The sequence below is a fragment of the Clostridium sp. genome (assembly GCF_050717635.1).
Classification (GTDB): Bacteria; Bacillota; Clostridia; order Clostridiales; family Clostridiaceae; genus Clostridium_AD.
The window spans coordinates 225,371-249,332 of sequence record NZ_JBOITO010000039.1; the positions used below are offsets into that span (position 1 = coordinate 225,371).

Below are 23,962 nucleotides of genomic sequence, written 5' to 3' on the forward strand. Positions count from 1 at the left end.
GGGGTGCTTTTCACTTGATTTTGTCATAAGAAGCACCTTCAAGAATTTCACTTGGTAAATATTTTATATAAATTTCAGGATTATAATCAGCTATCAAATATATTCCATCATCTCTTTTTACAATATGCTCAGTAAAAACTTCAGACTGCGGAATAATATTAGACATTGACATTAAAGGCACTCCTTCAATATGACCTACCCATACATCTACTTCACCTTCATCACCATCAACATATTTATTATAATATGTATATTTTTTATTTAATGTTGGCAAATAAGTAGAAGATTTATTTAATTCTTCATTAGGAGTACCTTGTGGTGATTTTTCCACATTCTGATCTGAAACTTTATTATTTTCAGTTGAAGTAGTATTATTTATTAATGCTTTAGGTTTATCTGTAACATTGCTTCCTGAATTAAATTTTTTATGAAAATAATATCCAGACCCAAGTGCAATTATAATTACTGAAATAATAATAATAATAATAATAATAATAATAATATTATTTAACCCCTTATTCCTATTTACAGCATTTTGTTCACGATTATTTGTTATAATTTCTTCGCTAGTTACTGAGTGCTCGGGGAAACTATTTTCGCTTTCTAAAAATTCAAATCCACACTGGCTACAATATTTGTCCATTTTACCTCTCTATTCACTAACCATAATAATTCTTCTCTTTAATTAATTTAGATAACTTTTATATAAAAAATGGTGCCACCCACGTGGCAAGTGGCAAGTTCTACAGTTAATCTCGTTACTTCTACGCTTACAAGCTCACTTTATTCTAGCTTTAAATAAAGCCCCCCCTAATAAATCAACTTTAAGACTGCATAATTATTTTTTTATTCTACATTTTTTCTCCATATCATACATCATTTTTATAATTCCTATTACGTAAATAACCACCTGTACAATAGTTATATAATTATAAAATTTGCTACTAAAAAAAACACCAACAACTCCTATAAGAATAACTAATAGACCAGTATACAACATATCTCCGCCTACTATCCTTGATGCTATATCTTTATCGTATTTTTTCGCATCAAATCCATTCAGCATATCTCCTGCATTTTGACTTTTAATTACCCATCCTAAAAATGTAAACATTCCTCCCATAATTAATGTAATTATAAGTAACCCATATATATCCATACTTTTCATATAAAAACTCCTACATTTAATAATTTATTAATTTTGATTATTAATTAAGTCTTTCGCATTATCAAGTAACTTAGAAGGTACGTATATATCGATTTCAGAAGTACCTGGAAACCCATAAATGCCGTCAACACCTTGGCATTTTTTTAATGAGGGTATACCAAAGGATGTTAGTTTTGATTCAATTATTTTTGCATCAAAATCTTTACTAACTGATATAAGAAATACAACTGTATCCATATCTTTATTTCCTTCTATTTCTTCATCTTTTTCATATTCAATCATTTCTAATAATTCACTTCCACAGTCGCTACAATTTGTAAATCCCTCACGATACTCGCATTTACATTTTGGACACCATAACATAATAACATCTCCTAAAATAATTTTATTCTGAATTTTTACGAGCTTCTTTATATACTAATTATAACATCAATTTCAAGTATACGGAAATTGATTACTAATATTCAGGATTAAATTTTCTAACACCAGTATCCCTTGCTGCCCAAATTAAGTTTCCTTATAACACCAAACTAATTTCAACAATTTCTGGAACAGCAAAAAATCTTATAGGTAAAGTTCCATTACCTATGCCATTAGTTACTACTATATCTCTATTTTTCTCATGGACTATTTTCTTCACGTACCTTTGACCATATTTAGAAGATGTATGTGGTGCATATAATCCAAAAAAGGTTATTTGACCTCCATGGGTATGTCCTGATATCCCTAAGTCATAATTAATTAAATTCTTGTAATCACTGAAGAAATCCGGATTATGTGATATAGCGATAGTAAGTCTGCTACTACTTTCTTTAAGCAAATCAACTTCTGGATATCCTTTAACTAAGTCATCCATTCCTATTAGTTCAACACTATCTTTTTCAATATTAAGAGATACTTTTTTATTTTTAAGTAGCTTAAAAGAACTTATATTTATCTCATTTAATAGAGATTCCCTTCGATTAAAATAATCGTGATTCCCTAGCACCGTAAAAACCCCTAACTTAGATTCTAATTTTCTTATAATTTCAAATAATTCTTTTAAATACTTACTTACATCTTTATTACTTTTTACTGAAATATCTAAGTAATCCCCACCTATTATTACAATGTCTGGATTTAGTTTGTTAATTCTATCGACTATCTTTACCAATCTCTTAGCCCTAAAAAATCTTCCATAGTGTATATCTGATATAAAAACAATTTTAAAATTATTAAACTTTTTTGGTATCTTATCATTTTTAATTATAGTTTTTCGTACGCTAAAGACTTGAGCTTCAATTAGAATCCACAATATAAACAAAATAAATAAGTATATTAAAATATGAAATATATTAGTCATACATTCTCTCCTTTGCTAAACAGCTTCTTATTTTCCGCAACATTTTTTGTACTTTTTACTATTTCCACGTAGCTAATGTTTGAGTACATAGCTTTCTTTTGTTTTTCAAATCTATTTTATTACTAATTATATCATAAATAGCTCTTTATAATTCATTTCTCTCCGCATACCGCACTCACTATCTGAATTTTATATCTCCTATTATATCTTTCATTAATGATAATAAATTTATCAAAGCTTGTTTAATTATATTTATTTAATTCTGTTGCCAAACTATTAGTTACAGTCACAAGACCTTCATAAACCCCTTTATCAACACCAGGACAATTATTGTACCGTTCTATATATATTTTCATGTTTTCAATTAAATTTATATATCCATTTAAATCATTTGGCATATTGCCTTTATTTGAGTTTAAAACTTCCATGCAGTTTAAACCAAGTTGGCTCATAGCATCCTTTTCTTTTTCAGTCGATTTTTCCCATTGTTCTCTCCATGCTTTGCGAACTATTCCAGGTGCCGTTGTAGGCGGAAATGATACTCTGTGTTTTTGTGCATCCTCAAAAGAATAAGCTGAATAAAGCATATGACTTTTTATATATCTTTCATAGTCTATTTTATCTTCTTCCTCAATAATTTTTTTATCGGCAAGTTCAATTTCTAAGCTAATTTTTGCATTTCTATTTTTTTTCAAATATTTATTTGTATAATTTCTTGTTTGAGCCTGATTAATCGCTAAATTCATATTAGTTCCCCCTAAATATATAATAAACCTCAGCATTTTAACCGAGTATTATATGCAATTCTCTTATTTTTTTATTTTTATATTTTCCATAACAGTGGCAGTACCTTCAGGAATATTTAAGTGGCCATTATCATCTAATTTATACTCTTTCCCATCAACTATAAAAGAAGAGCCTTTTGTGTAACCATCCTTAAACCAATTAGAGCTAGTTGCTTTACTTGTTGATTTTTTATCTTTGTAATAGATGAAAGTAATTTTTTATATGAAGCGAATCGTTTTCCCACGTCATAAGATATATTATCTACTATGTTTTGAGAAAATAATTGTTCATCATCATTGTTAATCATTCCTTTAATAAGTAGAAGTATTCCACTTTTCTTATTAAATTTTATAGTAACTATCAAACTAAAAAATTTATTATTAAACACTTTATAGTATCGAAGTTATTTGGGATAACTTAACATATAATTACCATCTTCCAATATTAACTTTATTTTCATACAACAGACATTACAGATAACTTAAATAAAATAGAATCTATAACGGCAAGTAACTGGAAAGATATCACGAAATTAAAATCAGTTAAATAATTCTTAAGGTGGTGAATTTATTGGAAGATAAAACATTTGATTTAATGAGCAAAATGTATACGGAAATGAATTTAAAGTTTGATGAAATAAATATAAAACTGGATAAAAAAGCTGACAAAAGTGATATTATAAGACTTGAAGATAAATTTGAAGACAAAACTAAATCTTTATTTGATGGGTATACACAAACTTATGAGAAATTAACTAATATAGAGAAAAAGCTAGAGGCTATTTCCATTAAGGTTGAAAAACAAGATATAGAGATTAGGGTTATAAAAAATATTGCAAATTGATATAATAAAAAGCAACCATCTAGGTTGCTTTTTTTATATTAGCAACCAAAGATTGCCCGTTTAATTCCCAATCTCTGGAATCAATTTATTCTTACTAATTATTTCTTAAATCTCTTATTTTTCAACAGTTGACTAGTATCAAGCCCGTGTATGCTGATTTTATTATTACTTAATGTTCTTTAAATATTTTCTTTAATAATTTATCTAAATCATGAATAGCAAAAGGTTTAGAAATATAATCGTCCATACCAAACTCTATAAATTTTTCTCTGTCCCCTACCATTGCATATGCTGTCATAGCAATTATTTGTGTATGCTTATGATTTCTTATATCTAGTTCTCTAATGGCAGTAGATGCCTCAAAACCATTCATTATTGGCATTTGTATATCCATTAAAATTAAATCAATTTTGTTTTCATTAAATACTCTTACTCCTTCTTGTCCATCCTTAGCACATAAATAATTATAACCTAATAACTTTAAATATTCTGATGCTATTTTCATGTTTATTGTATTATCTTCAATTATAAGTATTATTTTTTTATTTAGATTGTTACTAACACCTTTGACTAATTTGCGTACCTGTTGTTTATCATTTTTTTTAATGTCAATGAGAAATTCTGCTGTGAAGTAAAAGGTACTTCCTTTTTTAAGTTCACTTTCATACCATATTTCCCCATTCATCATTTCAACTAATTGTTTTGAAATAGCAAGCCCAAGACCTGTTCCTTCATATTTCTTCGTAAAAGACAAATCTTCTTGATTGAAAAGTTTAAATATTCGTTCTTTAAATTCTTGTGACATACCAATACCAGTGTCCTCTATTGAAAATTTTAGTTTTAGTTTATCATTACTTTGGGATGCCTTATTAACTCTGAAAATTATGTGTCCCATTTCTGTAAACTTAATAGCATTGCTTATTAAGTTTGTTAATATTTGATTTAACCTCGCTACATCTCCAATTAAATCATTATTTATAAAAGGATCGGAAAAATACATTATTTCTAGTTCCTTTGCTTCACTCCCTATAGTTAGTTCTTTTATAATCCTAATAAGAAATTCCTTTAAACTAAATTTTGTATTATTTAATGAAACATTCCCCGATTCAATCTTAGAAATATCCAAAATATTGTTTATTATACTAAGAAGATGATAGGTTGAAGATTTTATCATTCCCAAATATTCCTGTTGTTCACTATTCATTTCCGTTAACTCTAATAACTGCTGCATTCCTAGTATCCCGTTCATCGGAGTTCTTATTTCATGGCTAATATTTGCGATAAATTGATCTTTTGTCTTGTTAGCAGTTTCCACCTCTTCTTTTATTTTTTCCAGTTCAAAGTAGTTGTTTTTCAGTTCCTCTTCAGTTGCAATTAATTCCTCATAATTTGCTCTTAATTCTTCCTCAGTTGCTGTTAATTCTTCATAAACTGAATTTAACTCTTCATAATTTTCTATCATTTCTTTTTCGTTAATTTTCATTTCAGTTATATCTCTTACAATACCAAGAAGATATTCTTTTGAATCCAGTTCAATTCCTATGTACTTTACTTCTACTAAAAAAGTTGTTCTATCCTTTCTATAGTGTAAAGCTTCAAATTCTATACCCTCCGATTTTGCTTTTTTAAGCTGAGAACTTACAAAATCCACATTTTTATTTCCTCTCAAAAACAATACATTTAGCTTTAAAAATTCATTAAAGCTATATCCATAGCTTTTAATTGCTTCTTTATTCACGTTGATTATATTTCCATAATTATCAGATAAGATAAATATATCTTTTGCATTATTAAAAATATTCTTATAAACTTCTAGTTCAGGACTTATAGTGTTAACCTTATCTGAGATGTTAAGTCTATTATTTGTTACAATCTTCATAACTCACGCCTCCACTAGCATTTTTTCAATTATATCATGTGGCAATGGTCTACTAAAAAAATAACCTTGTATTAATTCACACCCTAGCTTTTTTAAGATAAGATATTGCTCCTCATGCTCAACACCTTCAGCTATTACAGTATAGCCTAATCTTTTTGAAAGTTGAATTATACATTCTACAATTCCATAATAGCTTTGATTATCACAAATCCTATCTATAAAAGATTTATCAATTTTCAAAGTACTGATTGGTAACACGGTTAGGTAATTCAATGAAGAGTAGCCTTTTCCAAAATCATCAATAGATACTTTAACACCACTATTCACCAAATTAATAAGTATGTCGGATTCTTTTTCTATAGATTTTATTAGTGTTCCTTCAGTAATTTCTATTTCTAAATCGTTTTCAGCTAATCCATTTTTACTTATTGCATTGCTTAAAAATTCCAATAAATATCTATCTTGAATTTGAACTGGAGATATGTTAATTGCTATTTTGTCAACTTTATATCCTTTTTCCCTCCAGCTTTTCAACTGTCTGCATGCAGAATTTATAACCCATTCTCCTATTTTAAAAATCAGTCCAGTATCTTCGGCAATGGGTATAAACTCCTCGGGAGAAACAGCTCCTATTTCTGATGAATTCCACCTGAGAAGTGCTTCTAACCCTTTTATTTTTTTAGTTTTTACATCTATTTGAGGTTGATAATATAATTGAAACTCTTCTTTTATTAATGCATTCCTAAGAGCGCTCTCAATTATCTTTTTTCTTAACATGACTTTTAACATGTCCTTATTGAAAAAGAAATATTTGTTTTTGCCCTTAGCTTTAGCATGGTACTTAGCATTGTTGGAATTTTTCAATATCTCATTACTATCGCTATTGTCTTGATCAAATAAGCAAATTCCAATGCTTGCAGAACAATATATTTGTTTTTCTTTAACCTCAAAGGGGTCTAAAAAAGATTCTATAATTTCACTACAAACTATCTCAACTTTTTCTTTAGTTTCTATATCGGAAATTAATATTAAAAACTCATCCCCACCATAACGAGCAACTGTTCCATAATTTCTTGTACAAAAACAGAGTAGCTGAGCAACTATCCTTAATAGTAAGTCGCCATAGTTGTGCCCTAGGGTTGCATTTATAGATTTAAAGTCATCTAAGTCCAAACACAACACTGCACCAACATTTTCATTGTTTTTTACGGTTTTTATTGCTTTGCTTAATTTTTCTATAAACAAAACTCTATTAGGCAACCCTGTAAGCATATCGTAATGTTGAAGGTGCCTTATTTGTTCTTCTGCTTTTTTAATTCCAGCTTCAGATACGCTTTTATAATTATAAATAACTTTTTTCATATTAATCTCCCTTTGTAGAAATTAAACTTAGTTTTAAGTACTACTGTCTTTCTCTATATTATTAACCCTAATTTTTTCATAACAAGGATGAATTTTTCTATTTCAATTGGCTTCCAAGCATATGCTTCACAACCAGAATCATAGGCATTTAATACTGTTGCCTTATCATTTAGTGCTGTGGTCATAATTATTTTTACTTTTTTTTCTGCTTCAATGCCCTTTTGTTTTTCAATATCTCTAATAGATTTAAGAACCTTTATTCCATCAACTCTTGGCATCATAATGTCAAGGCATATTAAGTCATAAATGTTTTCCTCATCTATTGAGTTTAAGTAGGCATCAATAGCCTCTATTCCATCTACAACAACATCACACTCCCCATATCTAGAAAGGAATTTTTTCATGAATAATCTACTGGCAAAGTCATCCTCTGCTATTAATACTCTCATTTATAACACCTCTTTATCCGAATTTCACTTGTGGAATTTCAATATAAAAACAAGTACCGTAAGCTTTACTTGAGGTAAATCCAACAGAACCCTTTAGATATTTCTCTCCTAAAAGCATCATGCTATATGTACCTAAGCCCCTACTCTTTCCTTTTGTAGAAAAAGGCCTCTTAAAAATATTTTGTTGTACTTCCTCACTAATATAGCTAGGATTTCTTACGCAATACCTCACATAGCCATTTTTGCCCTTGTAGCAGCCAATGGTAACAACTCCATTATCCTTGGTAGCTTCTAATGCATTCTTGAGCATATTTCCTACTACCCTTTTTAATAAAGTAACGTCATTTACTAGATTTATACTTATAGAGTCTTCAGCTATTTTCATTGTCTTATTAAGTGAATTGCTAAAACCCTTATAAAGCTTTTCTAATGTCTTTAATACTTCTTTAGAATTAAATTCCTCTATATCTACAAAAAGCTCATTGTTTTCAGCATCTAGTATTTGCCTTTGAGATTGTATTTCATCTACAAGTCCTTCAAACAATCCTTCAACTTCCGCGACTTCATTTTCATACATTTGAGGAATCTTAGTTTTTAATAGGTACATCATCCCTTTTAAAGCTCCCGCTGTATTTAATACATCATGAAAAAATATCCTTTCCATAGCTCTTTTTATAACAAGATCTGTGGCATCAGTAAAAGAAAGTAAATAAAAAACTTCATTATCTATTTCTAACGGTATAACCCTTTCAAATAAGTTCAACGATAAATCAGAACCATCCAGTTTTCTTATGATTGAGACTTCACCTTCCGCTTCGCAATTTACATTAATTGACTTTAAAATTATATTACCCGCACTACAATTTCTGCAATCAGGAGAAGTTCCACACCCGCTCTCATTTTTAAAAGCATTAATACAACTTAATGTTTCACCTGGTCTTTGCCCTAAAATAGCAGATATATCTTTAATGTTTAGCAAGTTTAAATAAGCTTTGTTTGCGTGCACAACTTGTCTATATGAATTTAATATAATTATGAAAACATTCATAGAATCTAAAACCTTAATATAAGATTCAGTAACATTAAATTTATTAGCCTGTTTTTTTATTGCATCCATATTCAACCTTTCAGCGGTGGCATAAAAGCTTTTTAAACCTTGTACCATCATTACCCCCCTCCTTTTCATCCTATTATTTTTTATTCTCCAGAATAGAATAAACTAACTGAGGAATATTTTTTAAAGCCGCTTGCTTGGTAACACCGCCAATATCGTAGGCTACTTTTGGCATACCGTAAACCACGCTAGACTTTTCATCCTGTCCAATGGTAAAAGCGCCCCTTTGCTTCATTTTCAAAAGACCTTTTGCTCCATCGTAGCCCATTCCTGTCAAAATAATTCCAATGGAGCTGCTTCCAGCTTTCTCTGCCACTGAATTAAATAGTACATCTACTGAAGGACAATGCCCATTTACTTTATCACCAGCAAAACATTCTACATAATAATTATTTCCTCTTGTAATTAGCTGCATATGCCTATCACCTGGAGCAACAAGAATTCGGCCTGGAAGGACAATATCTCCAGTTTCAGCTTCCTTGGCCTCCATTTGGCAAACATTATTCAACCTATCTGCATACATTTTTGTAAATACCGGGGGCATATGTTGAGTTATTATGACACCTGGCATATCTCCTGGAAAATCTTTAACCACTTCCACAATAGCCTGCGTTCCGCCTGTAGATGCACCAATTGCAATTATAGTATTACTTATTCTAGAGTTGATTTTAGCTATATGTCTCTCATTTGAAATATCTTTTTTAAGATGAGAAACTTTCGCCATAGATGCAATTTTAACTTTTATAATTAATTCATTTATAAACACTTCCTTACTATTGCCTGTTACTGAGTTAATTTTCCGAACAAAATCCACTGCTCCCGCATTTAAAGCATCAAAAACATTGTCACTTACTGAACTTACCATCACCACAGGTATAGGATATTGTGGTATTAGTCTTTTTAAAAATTCAATACCATTCATCTTTGGCATTTCCACATCCAGCGTCATAACATCCGGCTCAAGTTCTATTATTTTATCTCTTGCTTCAAAAGCATCCCCTGCTGTTCCCACTACCTCTATGCCACGGTCTGCTGCTAAGCCTCTGGCAATTGTTTCTCTAAAAAGTAAAGAATCATCAACCACTAACACTCTTACCTTTTTTACTATACTCATGTTCCTCTATCCTTTCCTATAAACTGCTGGCATAATATACTTATACTTAGTTTCATTTTTATTTACTGACTCGGAATGACCTATAAAAAGATAGCCACCGGGTTCAGTGATGTCGTAAAATTTATTAATTAATTCCATCTTTGTTTTTGGCTCAAAATATATCATTACATTTCTACAAAATATAACATGAAACTTTTTTTTAAAAGGAAATATTTCAGTCATTAAATTAAAATCCCTATATATTATTTCATCTCTTATTTCCTGGCCGATTTGATAATTTTGATTTTCAGCTTTATTAAAATATTTTAGTACCCACATTTTTGGCATAGTATTCACTGCATCGTAGGAATAAATTCCCTTTTCAGCAACTTGCAAAACCTTTTGCGATATATCTGTAGCCAGTATCTTTGTATTCCACATAGGCTTTTGAGCTCCAAAGTAATCTGTAATTATCATAGCTAGTGTATAGGGTTCCTCCCCACTAGAACAGCCTGCACTCCAGACCCTTAAATCCTTAGTTTTGATGTTTTTCTCTAAATATGGAAGTACAGTATCCTTAAAGTAGTTAAAATGCTCCGCTTCGCGCATAAAAAAAGTATGATTAGTAGTAAGTTTATTTATAAGTGTACTAATTTCCTTTCCTGAAGAATCCACAAAAACGAATTTTAAATAGTCCGAAAAGTTACTAAAACCTTTCTGCATAACCATGTTACAAAGACGTCCTTCAATAAGTAGTTTTTTTTCTGTAAGATTTATCCCATAATTTACTTTCATATATTCCATAAGTTCTTTAAACTCAGAGTCTTTTAAATTCATCATCTTATCACCTTTAATTTCCATATTAGACCATAGAACACAGTTAAATTTCGCACTATGGTCTTAATAGAGTTTTTCTTAGTATTTCCCAAAATCCGTATTGCTGAGGGATATTTTTGGTTTCTTTCTAGTTGTTGCTGCCGCCTCTTCATAGGCTAAAGATTGGTTTTTTAGCTGTTTTACATTTTTTTGAGTTCCTTCATTATAGTATTCAGAGGTATCTTTTTTTAGCTTAAATTTTCCCACCATATTTTTAAGCATTTCTGCTTGACTCGATAGTTCTTCGCTAGCTGCTGCACTTTGCTCTGCAGTAGCTGAATTAGTTTGCACCACATCTGAAACTTGCTCTATGCCCTTATTTATTTGATAAATTGCAGTTGCCTGTTCGTTTGAAGCTGCTGCTATCTCTCCCACTAAGGTTGCTGCTTTAGATACTCCTATAACTATTTGATCAAGGGATTCTGCAGTATTACTGGCAATTTTTGTTCCAATCTCTACTTTCTTTATAGATCCTTCAACTAAATCCGCAGTTTCCTTAGCTGCTTTTGCGCTTCTTGCTGCAAGATTTCTTACTTCCTCTGCTACTACTGCAAAACCTTTACCATGTTGTCCCGCTCTTGCTGCTTCAACCGCAGCATTTAAAGCTAACATATTAGTTTGGAAAGCTATATCATCAATAACCCTAATTATTTTTGAAATACTAGATGAAGACTCATTGATATCATCCATGGATTTAAGCATCTCTTTCATATGAGAATTCCCAAGTACTGCTCCATCTTTAGCCTTAAGGGCAAGTTCATTTGCTTGACTTGCATTAACTGCATTTTGTTTAGTCTGAGCTGCCACTTCTGTAATGGAAGCTGTTAATTGTTCTATAGAGCTTGCTTGTTCAGTAGTTCCCTGTGAAAGAGCTTGACCTCCGTCCGAAACCTGGCTTGACCCTGAGGAAACCTGATCTGCCGCATCATTTATTTCTGTAAATACTTCATTAAGCGCTTGAATTGTAAGGTTTACTGCATTTTTAATATCCGCAAGATCTCCCTTATAATCACCCTTAACACTTACCCTTAAGTTTCCATTTGATATTTCCGAAAGTACTGCTGCGGCTTCCATTACAGGTTCAATAACAGCATCTAAAGTCTTATTAAAACCTTCTACTATTTTTCCAAAATCTCCACCATGCACTGATACATCTGCTCTTGTATCAAGTTTTCCTTCAACTGCTGCTTTTGATAGCATTACTGTATCTGTTACTAGTGAAGTTACCGCATCAATACAAATGTTAAGGTTATTCTTTATTTCATTAAAATCTCCCTTATAATTATCGGTTATCTTTGGAGGTATATCTCCCTTACTAATTCTATCCATATACTCTGCTGCTACGTTTAGTGGTGCTATTACTGAATCCAGTATCCTGTTTACACCGGCTACAATTTCTTTGTATCCTCCTTTAAAAGCATCTCCATTTCCTCTTATATCAAGTTTTCCTTCAACCGCAGCTTTAGTTAGCACTTCTGTCTCTGAAACAAGTTGTTGAAGTGTTTCTACTACAAGCTTCATACTCTTTGCCAACACATCCTTATTTGACTTTGGTATAATTTCCACTCTAAGTTCTCCAGCTGCAATCTTTTCAGCAACTTCAGATTGTCCCTTAATATTATCTACCATCTTAGCAAAGGACCCCATCAATCTTCCAATTTCATCCTTTGTTTTTGATTCTATATTTACATCAACATCACCTAATGCTAGCTTGTCCGCTGCTTTTTCTAGAAGTTTAATAGGTGTACTAATGATTTTGCTAAGAAAAATTCCTAAGGCTATTGCTATAAGAACGCCAGCAATAATGACCATATACATTATATTATTAGCATTATTAGCATTTATTGTATTAGTGTCTGACTTAGCTTTAGCCTCTGCGTTTTTCATAGTAATTAATCCATCTACGGATTCCTGTAAGGCTTTTGTTGCTATTCCAGCTAAGCCTGTTGCACTTATTGAAGCAGTAGCTTCATCATTCTTCTTAGCTAATGCCAGTTTTAATGAATTAGAGAGTTGCAATTCAAAGTCATTCTTCTTGTTAGTAAACTCTGTAAATTTAGGTTTCATTTCAGTTGAAATTTCAATCTTAGCAAATTCTGCTATAACACTTTCCATTTCTAATTCCTTTGTGTTTATATCAGCCGCTATTGCCTTCATTTTTTCAGCATCTGTTTCAATAATTACATCTCGTAAACCTACCCGCATCATTTGAAAATCACTATTAATATTTGCTAATTGAGATATCGGCACTGTCATATTTTCGTATAATTCTGTATCTGATTTGTCGGCATTTTTTAAACCTACAATACCTACAGCACCAACAACGGCAGCAATTATAGCAACAATTATAAAAGCTGATATAAGCTTAGTCGCAATTTTCATATTCATAAACAATTTCATAAGTTTAGCCTCCTAGTATTAATTTTTTAATAAAATATGTAAACCCCATTTTGTACTTCCCTAAATTTCTAAATTATTGCATTTATGCTCTCTAGCTCATCCTCATTTAGTAATTTATCACAATCAAGTAAAAGCTTAACCTCTTTTCCTACTTTACCTATTCCCCTTACATAACGATTATGAAAGCCTGTTTTTATATCTGGTGGTGGAACAATATTACTATCGTCTATATTAATTACTTCAGCCACATTATCAACAATAAGTCCAACAGAAATTTCCTTTATATCAATTACAACTATACAGGTCCGGTCATTGTATTGCTTTTGCTCCTTTTTAAACCTAAGCCTTACATCAATAACTGGAATAATCTTTCCTCTTAAATTAATTATTCCTCTTACATAATTAGGCAATTCAGGAACTTCAGTTATATCCTGAATACCAATTATCTCTGTGACAAACTTGATTTCTATTCCATAAGACTCACTTCCAACAGAAAACGTGAGAAATTTTCCCTTTTGTGTATCTTCTGAAGTTTCCATAATTTCATCTAAAACCTCTGCCATTTTAATACCACCTTTCTTTATTCTTTTATCTCTCTAATATGCCACTTACATCTAAAATTAGACTGATATTGCCATCTCCGAGTATTGTACACCCGGCAATACCTTTTGCTTTTTTAATATAGGTTGGTAAGGCCTTTACCACCACCTGTTGTTCTCCAATTAAGGAATCTACAAACAAACACGCTGCCTTTGCATTATCTTCTACCAGTACCATTATCCCTTCATTTGAAGAGGTTATCTCTGTATTTATGTTAAATATTCGATGAAGTCTGTATATTGCATAAGCTTGACCTCGTATCATTATTATTTCATTTCCTTCGCTATCCGCAATTACTTCATTCTCTTTTGGTTTAAAAGACTCTCTAATACTTGTAATTGGTATTGTGTATTTAGACTTTCCAACAGCTACCTCTAATCCATCAATTATTGCTAAAGTTAGAGGAATCTTGATTACTATCTTACTTCCCTTTTCTGGTACACTTTCAATGGAAATGGATCCCCCTATACTATCAATGTTTTTCTTAACTACATCCATCCCAACTCCTCGACCGGAGTACTCTGTAACATTTTCATTTGTTGAGAATCCAGGTAATAAAATATAGGAGAAAATTTCTTTATCCGTTAGTTCTTCCTCTGGTTTAGTAACTAAACCTTGAAGTTTAGCTTTCTCATATATCTTTCTTCTATCTAATCCTCTTCCGTCATCCCTAACAATTATTAGTACATCGCCACCAGCATTTTTAGCCTCCAAGGTGATTTTCCCCATTTGGGGTTTACCATTTACTAGCCTTTCCTCTTTTTCTTCTAATCCATGATCTAAGGAATTTCTCACAAGATGCATAAGTGGATCGGAAATATGATCAATAATATTTTTATCTACCTCTGTGTCCTCTCCAATAATCTCAAGTTTAACTTCTTTATTTAGCTTTTTACTCATATCTCTAACAATTCTATTCATCTTATGAAAAGTCATAGATACTGGTACCATCCGTACAGACATTACAATATCCTGTAATTCATTTGTAAGTTTTCGTAGCTGCCTAGCTGCTTTATTGAAATTATCTAACTGTAATCCATCTAAATCGGGGTTTTTTGTAACCATTGCTTCTGTAATTACTATCTCTCCTACTAAATCTAAAAGCATGTCCAGTTTTGAAATATTTACACTTATAATGCTTTGTAGCTTGCCACCTTTAGTTATAGGTAAAGCCTCATCTTTAATGTCTTCCACACGTTCTGTGGGATCTTCTAGAACAATTTCTTTTTTAACTATTAAGGCTTTAAGCTCTTGTGGGTAATTCTCCACTTCTAGCAGTTCTAATTCCCTTAAAAAAACAATTTCATTTAGTGTCTCTTCAACTTTATCTTTTCCCACAGAGGTAGAAAATCCTATTAAGAACCCATTTTTTCTAATAACCTCCACACTATGGTCACTTTCTATGATATCCTCTGGGATGTGATACATTTCACTAGCTATATCTTTAAGATTGTGTACAACCGTAAAAGCTCTTATATTTTCCATCTCACAACCATCTTCAAAGAATATTCTTGCAAGATACTTTTGATTATCTTCTTCATTTAAGTTTTGATAACCACTTATATAATATTTAGTATCTTCTTTTCTTGGTAGCAGAACACTTTCCGTAACTGCACCATTAGCTTGTTTCATGTCCTGAAGAAGGCTTGAACTTTTTAATACCAAGGCTTTACTTTCTCCATCCGCTTCTCCATCGTTTTCGATTTTTAAAACCTCTCCTTTGATAAAGTCAATGCCGGAAAGTACCAAATCAAATAAACTTTCAAAGTCAATAGTTACAGCTTTATTTTCTCTAATAAAGTAAAACAAATCCTCCAATGAATGTGATAAAACAGCTATATTGTTAAACATCATCATGGCAGATGAACTTTTTATAGTATGCATTATTCTGAAAATCTCATTTATTGCTTCTGTGCCTATTGTTTTATTTTTTTCACATTCAATACTGATTTCTTCAAGTTGCTCCATTAATTGTGTGGCTTCAAAAAGATATATTTCTAACATTGGTTCTCTGCTGATTCCACCCTCTGACATAAACGTCCTCCTTCTTTCTACATAACTATTACAATTTGCTAAAAACTTTTACTACCGTTTCTTCATTAAATGGTTTTATAATAAACCCTGCTGCTCCTGAAATTACAGTTTCTCTCACAATTGTTTCTTGTCCCATTGCAGAAATCATCATAACTTTGGCAGTTTTATCAAAAGCCTTTATCTGTTTTAATGCCTCTAGCCCATCCATTACTGGCATTGTAATATCAAGGGTTACAATATCAGGTTTAAGAAGCTTATATTTTTCAAGAGCTATCTTCCCATTTTGAGCCTCTCCAACTACTTCAAATCCATTCCTTTCAAGCATAACTTTTAACGACATCCTCATAAATACTGCATCATCTGTAATTAAAACCTTTTTCACTAAACTCATCTCCTCTAAAAATACTAAACCTATTTTCATAATTCCTTATAGTTCTCATTTCAACTATTGATAAAAAACGTTTTTCATAAAAATCTAATGCCTTTAATTGTTTTGCTTTTACTTGTATCTTTATAGTTTCATAATTGTCTAATAATACTTCAACAATCCGTTTATCCAATAACTTTTCGTCTGTTTGTGTTTTAAAAATCTTATAAATTTCATCTTTATTCATTCCTTTTCGATAAGGTCTATCTTCAGATATTGCAGTAAATATGTCTGCAACCGCCATTATTCTAGAACCAGTACCAATTTCTTCATTAGTTAAATGAAACGGATACCCACTACCATCTAGCTTCTCATGATGATAAGCAGCCCACTCAGCTATTCGCTGCAATCCACCAATTGAATCTAGCGTACTAAATGTATTATATGTATGACATCTCATAACTGCATACTCGTTAACTGTTAGTCTACCGGGCTTCTCAAGAATACTGTTTGGCATTACCAATTTACCTATATCATGAAAATTTCCTGCTATCCTCATTTCCTTTACATCTATCTCAGCAAATCCATACAATTGTGATAACACTACGGAGCATTCTGATACCCCCGATGTATGTGTAGCAGTAAAACGGGACTTAAAATCTATTAAGTCCCGATATAAATTTGATATTAATGATATATCTTCCAAACCTATTTGCATATTATTAAATGGTGCGTTATCCAATAACATTGAATATAAACGTGAAGAAGTTAGCTCTAACCAAAATGACTCTCTTTTCGATACATCAACAAAACAAGCTACTATCTTTTTATCAAGCACTGTACCTTCTAATTTTTTTATTATTTCTACTATATCCGTGCTTTGATGCAAAATATATTTATTTCTATCTATTAATCTCTCCACGTAATCAGCTAATAAGACGATTTGAGATGAAAAAACTAATGTATTTTCTATGTCTTGTTCCCAATCATTCCAATGTCTATGATGATTTCTTACTATCTTTGAAATCTTTCTTAGCCATGGTATTTGTTCTAATAGCAATTCTCCCCTTATTGTATGAATATTTTCATTTACTACTTCAAAATTATGAACAGCTATTTTTTCTTCCACCGTTATTGCACCAATATCATGTAATAATGCAGCAGTAAAAATGTTTTCAATAATTTCTGGTCCTAAATTAGCATTCCTAGCAACTATCAATGCAATAAATGCTACTCTATGTTGATGCTGCGCAATCAAAGGATTTGCTAAATCTGATACCTGTGATAAAGATAATAGTAAATTATTCAAATTTACTGCAAGTTGTTTTTTCATAAAACGCCTCCCTTAAACATTAACCTTCACTCCTCAAATAAAATTTTCTTATAAATTCATAGAATTTATTGCCAAATAAACCCCATTTATGTATTCTAGTTTATGTTAAAACAGTCCTTAGGTTGGCATTTTTATAGTATCACGCATTGCTATTTTATGTCAATATGTGTTATTTTATACAATTTAAACACGCATTGTGTATTTAGATTTATATATAAGCTATCTTCTACTATGATTTATTATCAATAATCACTTATAAAAGTAATGAAACATAGATTTTATTTAAAACAAACATAGCTAAGTGAGTATAATAGTACTACTCAAATTGTGTATAAATATTTTTTTACAGTAGACAAGATAAAAATATTTTTTTATATTTAACGAAGATTTGAATATCTAATCTTCAACAAAAAAATATTACCTTCAGATAAGAATAATCACATACTTATCGGAAAGTAATATTTTTAAATATAATATTTCAATTTTTATTCTCTACTGCAATAATGATATCTTCGTAGTAGTTAACTCATCAGCAATTTTAATAACTTCTTCAAATGTACTTGCATATCCGTCTGCATCTATTGACTTCCATATCTGTATATCAGTGTCAAATGCACGTCCACCAACCATTATTTTGACATTTTCACAGTCTCTTGATGAACGAACCCCTTTAATGAGGTTGGATACAGCATCTAAATTAAAACTCATAGTAGCTGAAATTACAATCATATTTGCTTTTCGATCTTGCAAAGCTCTTATGACGTTTTGTGTCGGTATATCTGATCCCAGGAAGTAGGTTTTCCAACCTTCAGCCTCTAAGCAATCTGTAATCATTCGCACTCCAATATTATGGAACTCTCCATTTACACCTAAAGAAACACAGGAAAGACCATTTCTTTCCTTAGTATTTATATATGGATATAGGCGTGACATAATTTGTTGTGTAATATTTGAAAAATAATGTTCCTGATAAACATCTATAATGTTCATTTCCCATAAACGTCCTGCTTCTTTTAAAGAACGTTCCAAAACATAGTAGTATATATCCTCTACACTCAACTCATTCCTAGCAGAATCCAATATTAATTTAGTAGCCAACTGTTTATCTCCATTAAGAACAAAATTAAAATATTCTTTCTGCAACAATGAAACCTTTGTATTTTTATATATTTCTATTCGCTTAGATGTATCCTTATACATGATATCCTCATTATTCAAACGAATATCAGTCCTAGAGAGTAAAAAATCCAAAGAAACGTTAAAAAAATTCGCTATTTTCAATAGAGTTTTTTCGTTTGGAAACCTTGTTCCCTGCTCATAATTTGCTATTGTAGTTTGTGCCAACCCTAGACTACTTGCTAAATCGATTTGACGTAAGTTCTTATCTTTTCTTATTTTTTTTAAACGAGTTGCTAAATCACTAATTTTTGTCACCCCTTAAGATATCTTATTGAAATCAACATATGTTAACTAATAAACATTGTATAATTTTATTTCCTATAATACCATTATTCTACAAACAAACTAAATACCCTTCAAATATAGAATTATGAAGACATTATCCATATTTTTCTAATACATTGTGTGGAGTATAAGTTATAAATCATTAACTCTTTAGCTCTTTGTCCACTTTCAACATCTATCTTATTCAACATCAAAGTTATTATTCATCTTCTTCAAGAGTTTAAGGAATATGTCTTTTTCACTTTTCGAAAAATTCTTATATGCTATTAAATTCACTTTTTCAGAAATATCATTTACTTTCCCTTCAATCCCTCTACCTTTTTCAGTTAAAATTATGTATGTTACTCTTCTATCTTGTGTACATTTTTCCTTTTTTACATATCCTAAATTAGATAGCTTATTAACTAATGCTGTAATCGTAGACTTGTCTTTTCCTATTGTTTTTCCTATTTGATTCATACTTACTCTTCCATTATTATTATTATATAATACTGTAAGGATATTGCCATATGCAGGTACCAAATCATCTAACCCTTTTTCTTTTAATGCTTTTTCAATAAACCTAGTCATTTTTTTCTTGGTTTTGCTTATAAAATATATTATATATTTATCATTCATAATTATGCTCCTATCCTGAATTTAAATTATCTATTTAATTATAATATGGTAGAAACTAAAAAGCAATTAAAATATGGTTTGACATAAAACTATATTCCTGCTACAATTGGTTTTATACCAAACTATATTTACAAAGGAGTTTTTCAAATGAATAACAGTGAATTTAAAGCAATGCTCGTAACTGAAACAAAAAATAAAGAATTTAAAAGAGAGATTACAACTAAACACATAAACGATCTACCAGAAGGCGATGTAATAATAAATGTAAAATATTCTTCATTAAACTATAAAGATGCTCTTTCCGCTATAGGAAATAAAGGTGTAACTAGAAATTATCCACACACACCAGGAATCGATGCTGCTGGTATTGTAGTCCAAAGCAATAATGATAGTTTAAAAATTGGAACTGAGGTACTTGTAACAGGATATGGGTTAGGAATGAGTACATCTGGTGGTTACGGACAGTATATTAGAGTCCCTGCGCAGTGGGTAGTAGAACTTCCTTCAAATCTTTCGCTAAGAGAAAGTATGATATATGGTACTGCTGGATTCACTGCCGCACTATCAGTTTATAAATTAGTTAATTCAGGTGTTAAGCCTAGTGACGGGGACATATTAGTAACCGGATCAACAGGTGGAGTGGGAAGTATGGCCATTTCAATTTTGAGCAAGATTGGTTATAATGTCACTGCTGCTACAGGTAAAGCTTCTGAAAAAAATATGTTACTTGGAATTGGTGCAAAAAACATAATTAATAGAAATGAAATAGATGACACTTCTGGGAAATCACTCTTAAAGAATAGATGGGCAGGAGTAATAGACACAGTAGGCGGAAATATATTAGCTACAGCCATTAAAACAACCAATTATGGTGGTAGTGTAACTTGTTGTGGAAATGTTGCATCTGATGAATTTAAAACGTCAGTCTATCCCTTTATTTTAAAAGGGATCTCCATACTAGGAATAGATTCTGTTAAATGCCCTATGGATATTAGACTTCAGATTTGGAATAAATTATCCTTAGATTGGAAGATTACTGATTTATATACTAATGTAAATGAAGTATCTTTAGATGGATTAAATAGTGAAATAGATGCTATACTTGGTGGAAATCACAAAGGTAGAACTATAGTTAATCTAGATTTATAGGTGCCACCCACGTGGCAAGTGGCAAGTGGCAAAACTTGACGATTTTTTGATAATTGCGTATTAAGAACTTATTTATTTAGTACAAATTGACATATAAAAAGCCACCTTCATGAAGGTGGCACAATAATCATATTACTATTTTTTCCAAAAACTAGGAAGTACTAACAATAATATAGGATATATTTCAAGTCTACCTATAATCATACAACCGGATAAAACCATTTTACTTAGATTTGAGAATCCTGAAAAATTACCCGTCGGTCCAACCATGCCAAGGCCGGGCCCTATATTGCCTATAGTAGCCGCCACCGCAGTCACCGTTGTTACAAGGTCCTTTCCATCAATTGATACTATAAGTATAGCTCCACAGAAAACCATTATGTACATAAAGAAAAAGCCAAGTATTTCAGACAGAATCCTTTCATTGACTGCTTTTCCACTAAGTCTTACAGAATAAATTGCTTTAGGGTGTATTATCCTTAGAAGATCTCTCTTAGCAGCTTTAAATAGTAGTAAAATTCTAATGTTTTTTATTGACCCTCCAGTTGAACCGGCGCAACCTCCAACAAACATAAGAAAAAACAATATAACCTTACTGAATACTGGCCAAAGATTAAAATTAGCTGTAGCATATCCTGTAGTAGTTGTTATAGATACTACTTGAAAGGCTGAATATCTAAAAGATTGCCCAATTCCCTTATATATTGTTCCATATATATTTAATGCTATTAGTACTGTTGCACTGGTAACAATAAAAGCATATAATCGAAATTCCTCGTCCTTAAAGAATGTTTTTAAATTACCCCTAAGCATTTGATAATATAATGCGAAATTTGCCCCAGCTAAAAACATAAAGACAGTTATGATAACTTCAATATATACATTATTATATGCCCCAACACTCAAATTCATATTTGAAAATCCACCAGTACCTACTGTTCCAAAGGTATGTACAAAGGCATCATACCATGGCATTCCAGCAATTTTTAATAGAATAATCTCAATCATAGTTATTACCAAGTAAATTCCATATAGTATTTTCGCAGTTTCCTTAACCCTAGGAACTAACTTTCCTGGACTGGGACCTGGGCTTTCAGCTTTCATTATTTTAAGTGCACCAGTGCCAGCAGATGGTAGAATTGCCATAGTTAGTACAAGTACACCCATGCCACCAACCCAATGAGTAAAACTCCTCCAAAATAAGATGCCTTGAGGCAACCCTTGTATATGTCGTAATATACTTGCACCTGTAGTTGTAAAACCTGAACTTGCTTCAAATAAACTATCTACAAAAGATGGAATTACTCCACTAAAATAAAATGGAAAAGCTCCAAAAAAAGATACTAAAATCCAACCTATTGCTACAATAGCAAATCCGTCTTTCACATATAAACCTGCATGTTTAGGATTTATAAACGACACAGGAATACCTATCATAAACAGTAATAATATAGTGTATAGAAATGCCCATGCACTATTTTCACCATATATAAGAGCTACTATAAGAGAAGGTAGCATAGCTATACCTTCACAAATCAGTACTATTCCCAAGTTTTTTAATACCATTTTATAATTCACGTTGTAATCCCCCAGTTGCTACAGCCCTCAATCCCTTTAAATCCGATATATTTTTGTGTTTGGTTATAACGATTATTCTATCGCCCCTCTTTATTATATCATCCCCATGAGGTACAACTACCTCATGCTTTCTTACTATGGTAGCAATTATAGTATTGTCCACAATCCCAATATTTTTTATTGCTTTATTAATAAGGTCACAATTCTTATCAACGATAAATTCAAGTATTTCTACATTGCCTCCTGCTATTTTTAATAGCGACTCAACTGCACTTCCTCTAGTATACTTAAGAATTTGATTGGTAGTTATTAATTTAGGTGTTATAATACAATCTATACCCAATTCCCTTACAATATCTATGTAATTTGTACGACTTATTTTTGTTACAATTTTTTTTACTCCCATCTTTCTTGCTATAAGAGACGACATCAAATTTTGTTCATCAATACCCGTAATTGCTACAAAACTATCCATATGTTGTATATTTTCAGCAAGTAATACCTCTTCTTCTGTCCCATCACTGTTAATTATAAGGGCATTATGTAGTGCTTCAGAAAGGTCATAACATCTTTCTCTACTTATTTCTATAATTTTAATGTTCATGTTCATACTTGTTAAAAGTTTATGAAGATAATAAGCAATTCTTCCGCCTCCTATTATCATTACATTTTTAATTTTTTCAGGGTATTTGCCGCAAATTTTACAAAAATTATATACTTTAGATGACTTGCCTATAACATATATTATGTCATTTTCTTTTATTATTTCATTTCCTTTAGGAACTATGACTTCATCTCCCCTAAATATTACCCCCAATATTATTGATGATGGATGTTTGTCTATATCTCTCACCCTTTTGCCGATAAACTTAACTTCAGAGGTTATTTTCAGTTCTACCATTCTCACTCTACCACTAGCAAACCTTTCTACGTTAATAGCCGATGAAAACCCCAAAGTTCTTGCTATTTCTTCAGCTGCTGTGAATTCTGGATTTATTACAAAATCTACACCTAACTGATCTTTAATTAATGAGAGTTCATCCGCATATTCAGGATCCCTTACTCTTGCAATAGCCTGACGAACTCCTAGCTTTTTAGAAGTAAGGCAACATACCATATTAACCACATCAGTACCAGTCACTGCAATAAGTAAATCTGCATTTTCTATACCAGCTTCAATGAGCACTCTAGTGCTTACCCCACTACCTATAACACACATAACATCAAGATTATCCTCTACCTTTTCAATTGCAACAATATTTTTATCTATAATAGTAACATCATTATTTTCTTCGACTAAATTTTTGGCAAGTGTATATCCAACCTTACCTGCTCCAATAATAATTATCTTCATTTTATCCTCCTAAGTCCTTCTAATTATTCATTAAAAGCAAACCTTTATCCCAAATTATTTTTCATTGCTAAGTCTTTTATATATTTAGATTATAGAGCCCCTCTTTTATAAAGGGTCATTATGTAATTATACAATTGTTTTATATACTATCAA

Annotated in this window: 23 protein-coding genes; 2 read left to right on the plus strand and 21 right to left on the minus strand. The window is 31.2% G+C overall.

The genetic code is table 11. From position 1 onward, the window contains the following. Positions 1-10: 10 nt before the first annotated feature. The 6 genes from ACREWB_RS19980 to ACREWB_RS20005 all read right to left on the minus strand — a co-directional run bounded on the left by ACREWB_RS19980 (position 11) and on the right by ACREWB_RS20005 (position 3,660). Positions 11-643, minus strand: a complete 633-nt coding sequence (locus ACREWB_RS19980; RefSeq protein WP_431549218.1) for a hypothetical protein — start codon at positions 641-643, stop codon at positions 11-13. 195 nt (positions 644-838) lie between these two features. Continuing rightward, a complete protein-coding gene (locus ACREWB_RS19985; protein WP_431549219.1) occupies positions 839-1,168 on the minus strand; it encodes a DUF3784 domain-containing protein in 330 nt (109 codons plus the stop codon). A gap of 27 nt (positions 1,169-1,195) precedes the next feature. Further along, the gene (locus tag ACREWB_RS19990) at positions 1,196-1,531 is read right to left on the minus strand and encodes a hypothetical protein (RefSeq protein WP_431549220.1); all 336 of its coding nucleotides are present in this window, start codon (positions 1,529-1,531) and stop codon (positions 1,196-1,198) included. Positions 1,532-1,685: 154 nt separating this feature from the next. Next, positions 1,686-2,510, minus strand: coding sequence for a metallophosphoesterase (locus ACREWB_RS19995; protein ID WP_431549221.1), 825 nt, complete (start codon positions 2,508-2,510; stop codon positions 1,686-1,688). A gap of 242 nt (positions 2,511-2,752) precedes the next feature. Beyond that, complete coding sequence (locus tag ACREWB_RS20000; RefSeq protein WP_431549222.1) at positions 2,753-3,256, minus strand: hypothetical protein; 504 nt, start codon at positions 3,254-3,256, stop codon at positions 2,753-2,755. A 158-nt stretch (positions 3,257-3,414) separates the two neighbouring features. Then, positions 3,415-3,660: a hypothetical protein gene (locus ACREWB_RS20005; RefSeq protein WP_431549223.1), complete on the minus strand. Its 246-nt coding sequence runs from the start codon at positions 3,658-3,660 to the stop codon at positions 3,415-3,417. 206 nt (positions 3,661-3,866) lie between these two features. On the opposite strand from ACREWB_RS20005, the gene ACREWB_RS20010 reads away from it, so the two are divergent. Next, positions 3,867-4,139: a hypothetical protein gene (locus tag ACREWB_RS20010; protein WP_503417249.1), complete on the plus strand. Its 273-nt coding sequence runs from the start codon at positions 3,867-3,869 to the stop codon at positions 4,137-4,139. A gap of 169 nt (positions 4,140-4,308) precedes the next feature. Here ACREWB_RS20010 and ACREWB_RS20015 read toward each other — a convergent pair whose 3' ends face one another. From ACREWB_RS20015 to ACREWB_RS20075, 13 genes are all read right to left on the minus strand, one after another. Further along, a complete protein-coding gene (locus ACREWB_RS20015) occupies positions 4,309-6,018 on the minus strand; it encodes an ATP-binding protein (RefSeq protein WP_431549224.1) in 1,710 nt (569 codons plus the stop codon). Between the two features lie 3 nt (positions 6,019-6,021). Further along, the gene (locus ACREWB_RS20020; protein ID WP_431549225.1) at positions 6,022-7,380 is read right to left on the minus strand and encodes a putative bifunctional diguanylate cyclase/phosphodiesterase; all 1,359 of its coding nucleotides are present in this window, start codon (positions 7,378-7,380) and stop codon (positions 6,022-6,024) included. Between the two features lie 53 nt (positions 7,381-7,433). Beyond that, positions 7,434-7,829, minus strand: coding sequence for a response regulator (locus ACREWB_RS20025; protein WP_431549226.1), 396 nt, complete (start codon positions 7,827-7,829; stop codon positions 7,434-7,436). A gap of 13 nt (positions 7,830-7,842) precedes the next feature. Further along, positions 7,843-8,997: an ATP-binding protein gene (locus ACREWB_RS20030; protein ID WP_431549227.1), complete on the minus strand. Its 1,155-nt coding sequence runs from the start codon at positions 8,995-8,997 to the stop codon at positions 7,843-7,845. A gap of 22 nt (positions 8,998-9,019) precedes the next feature. Then, on the minus strand, positions 9,020-10,057 hold the full coding sequence (locus tag ACREWB_RS20035) for a protein-glutamate methylesterase/protein-glutamine glutaminase (RefSeq protein ID WP_431549228.1): 1,038 nt from the start codon (positions 10,055-10,057) through the stop codon (positions 9,020-9,022). Between the two features lie 6 nt (positions 10,058-10,063). Beyond that, positions 10,064-10,876 (minus strand): CheR family methyltransferase, encoded by an 813-nt coding sequence (locus ACREWB_RS20040; RefSeq protein WP_431549367.1) that lies wholly within the window; start codon positions 10,874-10,876, stop codon positions 10,064-10,066. Between the two features lie 75 nt (positions 10,877-10,951). Then, a complete protein-coding gene (locus tag ACREWB_RS20045; protein ID WP_431549229.1) occupies positions 10,952-13,312 on the minus strand; it encodes a HAMP domain-containing methyl-accepting chemotaxis protein in 2,361 nt (786 codons plus the stop codon). Positions 13,313-13,380: 68 nt separating this feature from the next. Then, positions 13,381-13,875 (minus strand): chemotaxis protein CheW, encoded by a 495-nt coding sequence (locus ACREWB_RS20050; protein ID WP_431549230.1) that lies wholly within the window; start codon positions 13,873-13,875, stop codon positions 13,381-13,383. 25 nt (positions 13,876-13,900) lie between these two features. After that, positions 13,901-15,946 carry a chemotaxis protein CheW gene (locus tag ACREWB_RS20055; RefSeq protein WP_431549231.1) on the minus strand — a complete coding sequence of 682 codons (2,046 nt, stop codon included), beginning with the start codon at positions 15,944-15,946 and terminating at the stop codon, positions 13,901-13,903. A gap of 28 nt (positions 15,947-15,974) precedes the next feature. Further along, entirely contained in the window at positions 15,975-16,328 is a 354-nt protein-coding gene (locus tag ACREWB_RS20060) for a response regulator (protein WP_431549232.1), read from the minus strand. Further along, positions 16,303-17,646 (minus strand): HD-GYP domain-containing protein, encoded by a 1,344-nt coding sequence (locus ACREWB_RS20065; RefSeq protein WP_431549233.1) that lies wholly within the window; start codon positions 17,644-17,646, stop codon positions 16,303-16,305. The genes ACREWB_RS20060 and ACREWB_RS20065 overlap by 26 nt, the downstream gene beginning before the upstream one ends. A gap of 492 nt (positions 17,647-18,138) precedes the next feature. Then, positions 18,139-19,080 (minus strand): cobalamin-dependent protein, encoded by a 942-nt coding sequence (locus tag ACREWB_RS20070; RefSeq protein WP_431549234.1) that lies wholly within the window; start codon positions 19,078-19,080, stop codon positions 18,139-18,141. A 210-nt stretch (positions 19,081-19,290) separates the two neighbouring features. Beyond that, positions 19,291-19,728 carry a MarR family winged helix-turn-helix transcriptional regulator gene (locus ACREWB_RS20075; RefSeq protein ID WP_431549235.1) on the minus strand — a complete coding sequence of 146 codons (438 nt, stop codon included), beginning with the start codon at positions 19,726-19,728 and terminating at the stop codon, positions 19,291-19,293. Between the two features lie 147 nt (positions 19,729-19,875). Here ACREWB_RS20075 and ACREWB_RS20080 point away from each other — a divergent pair, with 147 nt between their 5' ends. Continuing rightward, entirely contained in the window at positions 19,876-20,877 is a 1,002-nt protein-coding gene (locus ACREWB_RS20080) for a YhdH/YhfP family quinone oxidoreductase (RefSeq protein WP_431549236.1), read from the plus strand. Positions 20,878-21,012: 135 nt separating this feature from the next. On the opposite strand, the gene ACREWB_RS20085 is transcribed toward ACREWB_RS20080, so the two are convergent. Both ACREWB_RS20085 and trkA read right to left on the minus strand, forming a co-directional pair. Next, positions 21,013-22,455 carry a TrkH family potassium uptake protein gene (locus ACREWB_RS20085; protein WP_431549237.1) on the minus strand — a complete coding sequence of 481 codons (1,443 nt, stop codon included), beginning with the start codon at positions 22,453-22,455 and terminating at the stop codon, positions 21,013-21,015. Then, complete coding sequence (gene trkA, locus ACREWB_RS20090) at positions 22,445-23,809, minus strand: Trk system potassium transporter TrkA (protein ID WP_431549238.1); 1,365 nt, start codon at positions 23,807-23,809, stop codon at positions 22,445-22,447. Before trkA ends, ACREWB_RS20085 begins: the two co-directional genes overlap by 11 nt. Positions 23,810-23,962 lie beyond the last annotated feature (153 nt).

Coding starts and splice junctions, on each gene's coding strand:
- ACREWB_RS20025 (WP_431549226.1), bottom strand. CDS start 7,829: ATGAGAGTATTAATAGCAGAGGATGACTTTGCCAGTAGATTATTCATG.
- ACREWB_RS20075 (WP_431549235.1), bottom strand. CDS start 19,728: ATGAATGATAAATATATAATATATTTTATAAGCAAAACCAAGAAAAAA.
- trkA (WP_431549238.1), bottom strand. CDS start 23,809: ATGAAGATAATTATTATTGGAGCAGGTAAGGTTGGATATACACTTGCC.
- ACREWB_RS20000 (WP_431549222.1), bottom strand. CDS start 3,256: ATGAATTTAGCGATTAATCAGGCTCAAACAAGAAATTATACAAATAAA.
- ACREWB_RS19985 (WP_431549219.1), bottom strand. CDS start 1,168: ATGAAAAGTATGGATATATATGGGTTACTTATAATTACATTAATTATG.
- ACREWB_RS19990 (WP_431549220.1), bottom strand. CDS start 1,531: ATGTTATGGTGTCCAAAATGTAAATGCGAGTATCGTGAGGGATTTACA.
- ACREWB_RS19995 (WP_431549221.1), bottom strand. CDS start 2,510: ATGACTAATATATTTCATATTTTAATATACTTATTTATTTTGTTTATA.
- ACREWB_RS20020 (WP_431549225.1), bottom strand. CDS start 7,380: ATGAAAAAAGTTATTTATAATTATAAAAGCGTATCTGAAGCTGGAATT.
- ACREWB_RS20065 (WP_431549233.1), bottom strand. CDS start 17,646: ATGAAAAAACAACTTGCAGTAAATTTGAATAATTTACTATTATCTTTA.
- ACREWB_RS19980 (WP_431549218.1), bottom strand. CDS start 643: ATGGACAAATATTGTAGCCAGTGTGGATTTGAATTTTTAGAAAGCGAA.
- ACREWB_RS20015 (WP_431549224.1), bottom strand. CDS start 6,018: ATGAAGATTGTAACAAATAATAGACTTAACATCTCAGATAAGGTTAAC.
- ACREWB_RS20040 (WP_431549367.1), bottom strand. CDS start 10,876: ATGATGAATTTAAAAGACTCTGAGTTTAAAGAACTTATGGAATATATG.
- ACREWB_RS20080 (WP_431549236.1), top strand. CDS start 19,876: ATGAATAACAGTGAATTTAAAGCAATGCTCGTAACTGAAACAAAAAAT.
- ACREWB_RS20035 (WP_431549228.1), bottom strand. CDS start 10,057: ATGAGTATAGTAAAAAAGGTAAGAGTGTTAGTGGTTGATGATTCTTTA.
- ACREWB_RS20055 (WP_431549231.1), bottom strand. CDS start 15,946: ATGTCAGAGGGTGGAATCAGCAGAGAACCAATGTTAGAAATATATCTT.
- ACREWB_RS20050 (WP_431549230.1), bottom strand. CDS start 13,875: ATGGCAGAGGTTTTAGATGAAATTATGGAAACTTCAGAAGATACACAA.
- ACREWB_RS20045 (WP_431549229.1), bottom strand. CDS start 13,312: ATGAAATTGTTTATGAATATGAAAATTGCGACTAAGCTTATATCAGCT.
- ACREWB_RS20030 (WP_431549227.1), bottom strand. CDS start 8,997: ATGATGGTACAAGGTTTAAAAAGCTTTTATGCCACCGCTGAAAGGTTG.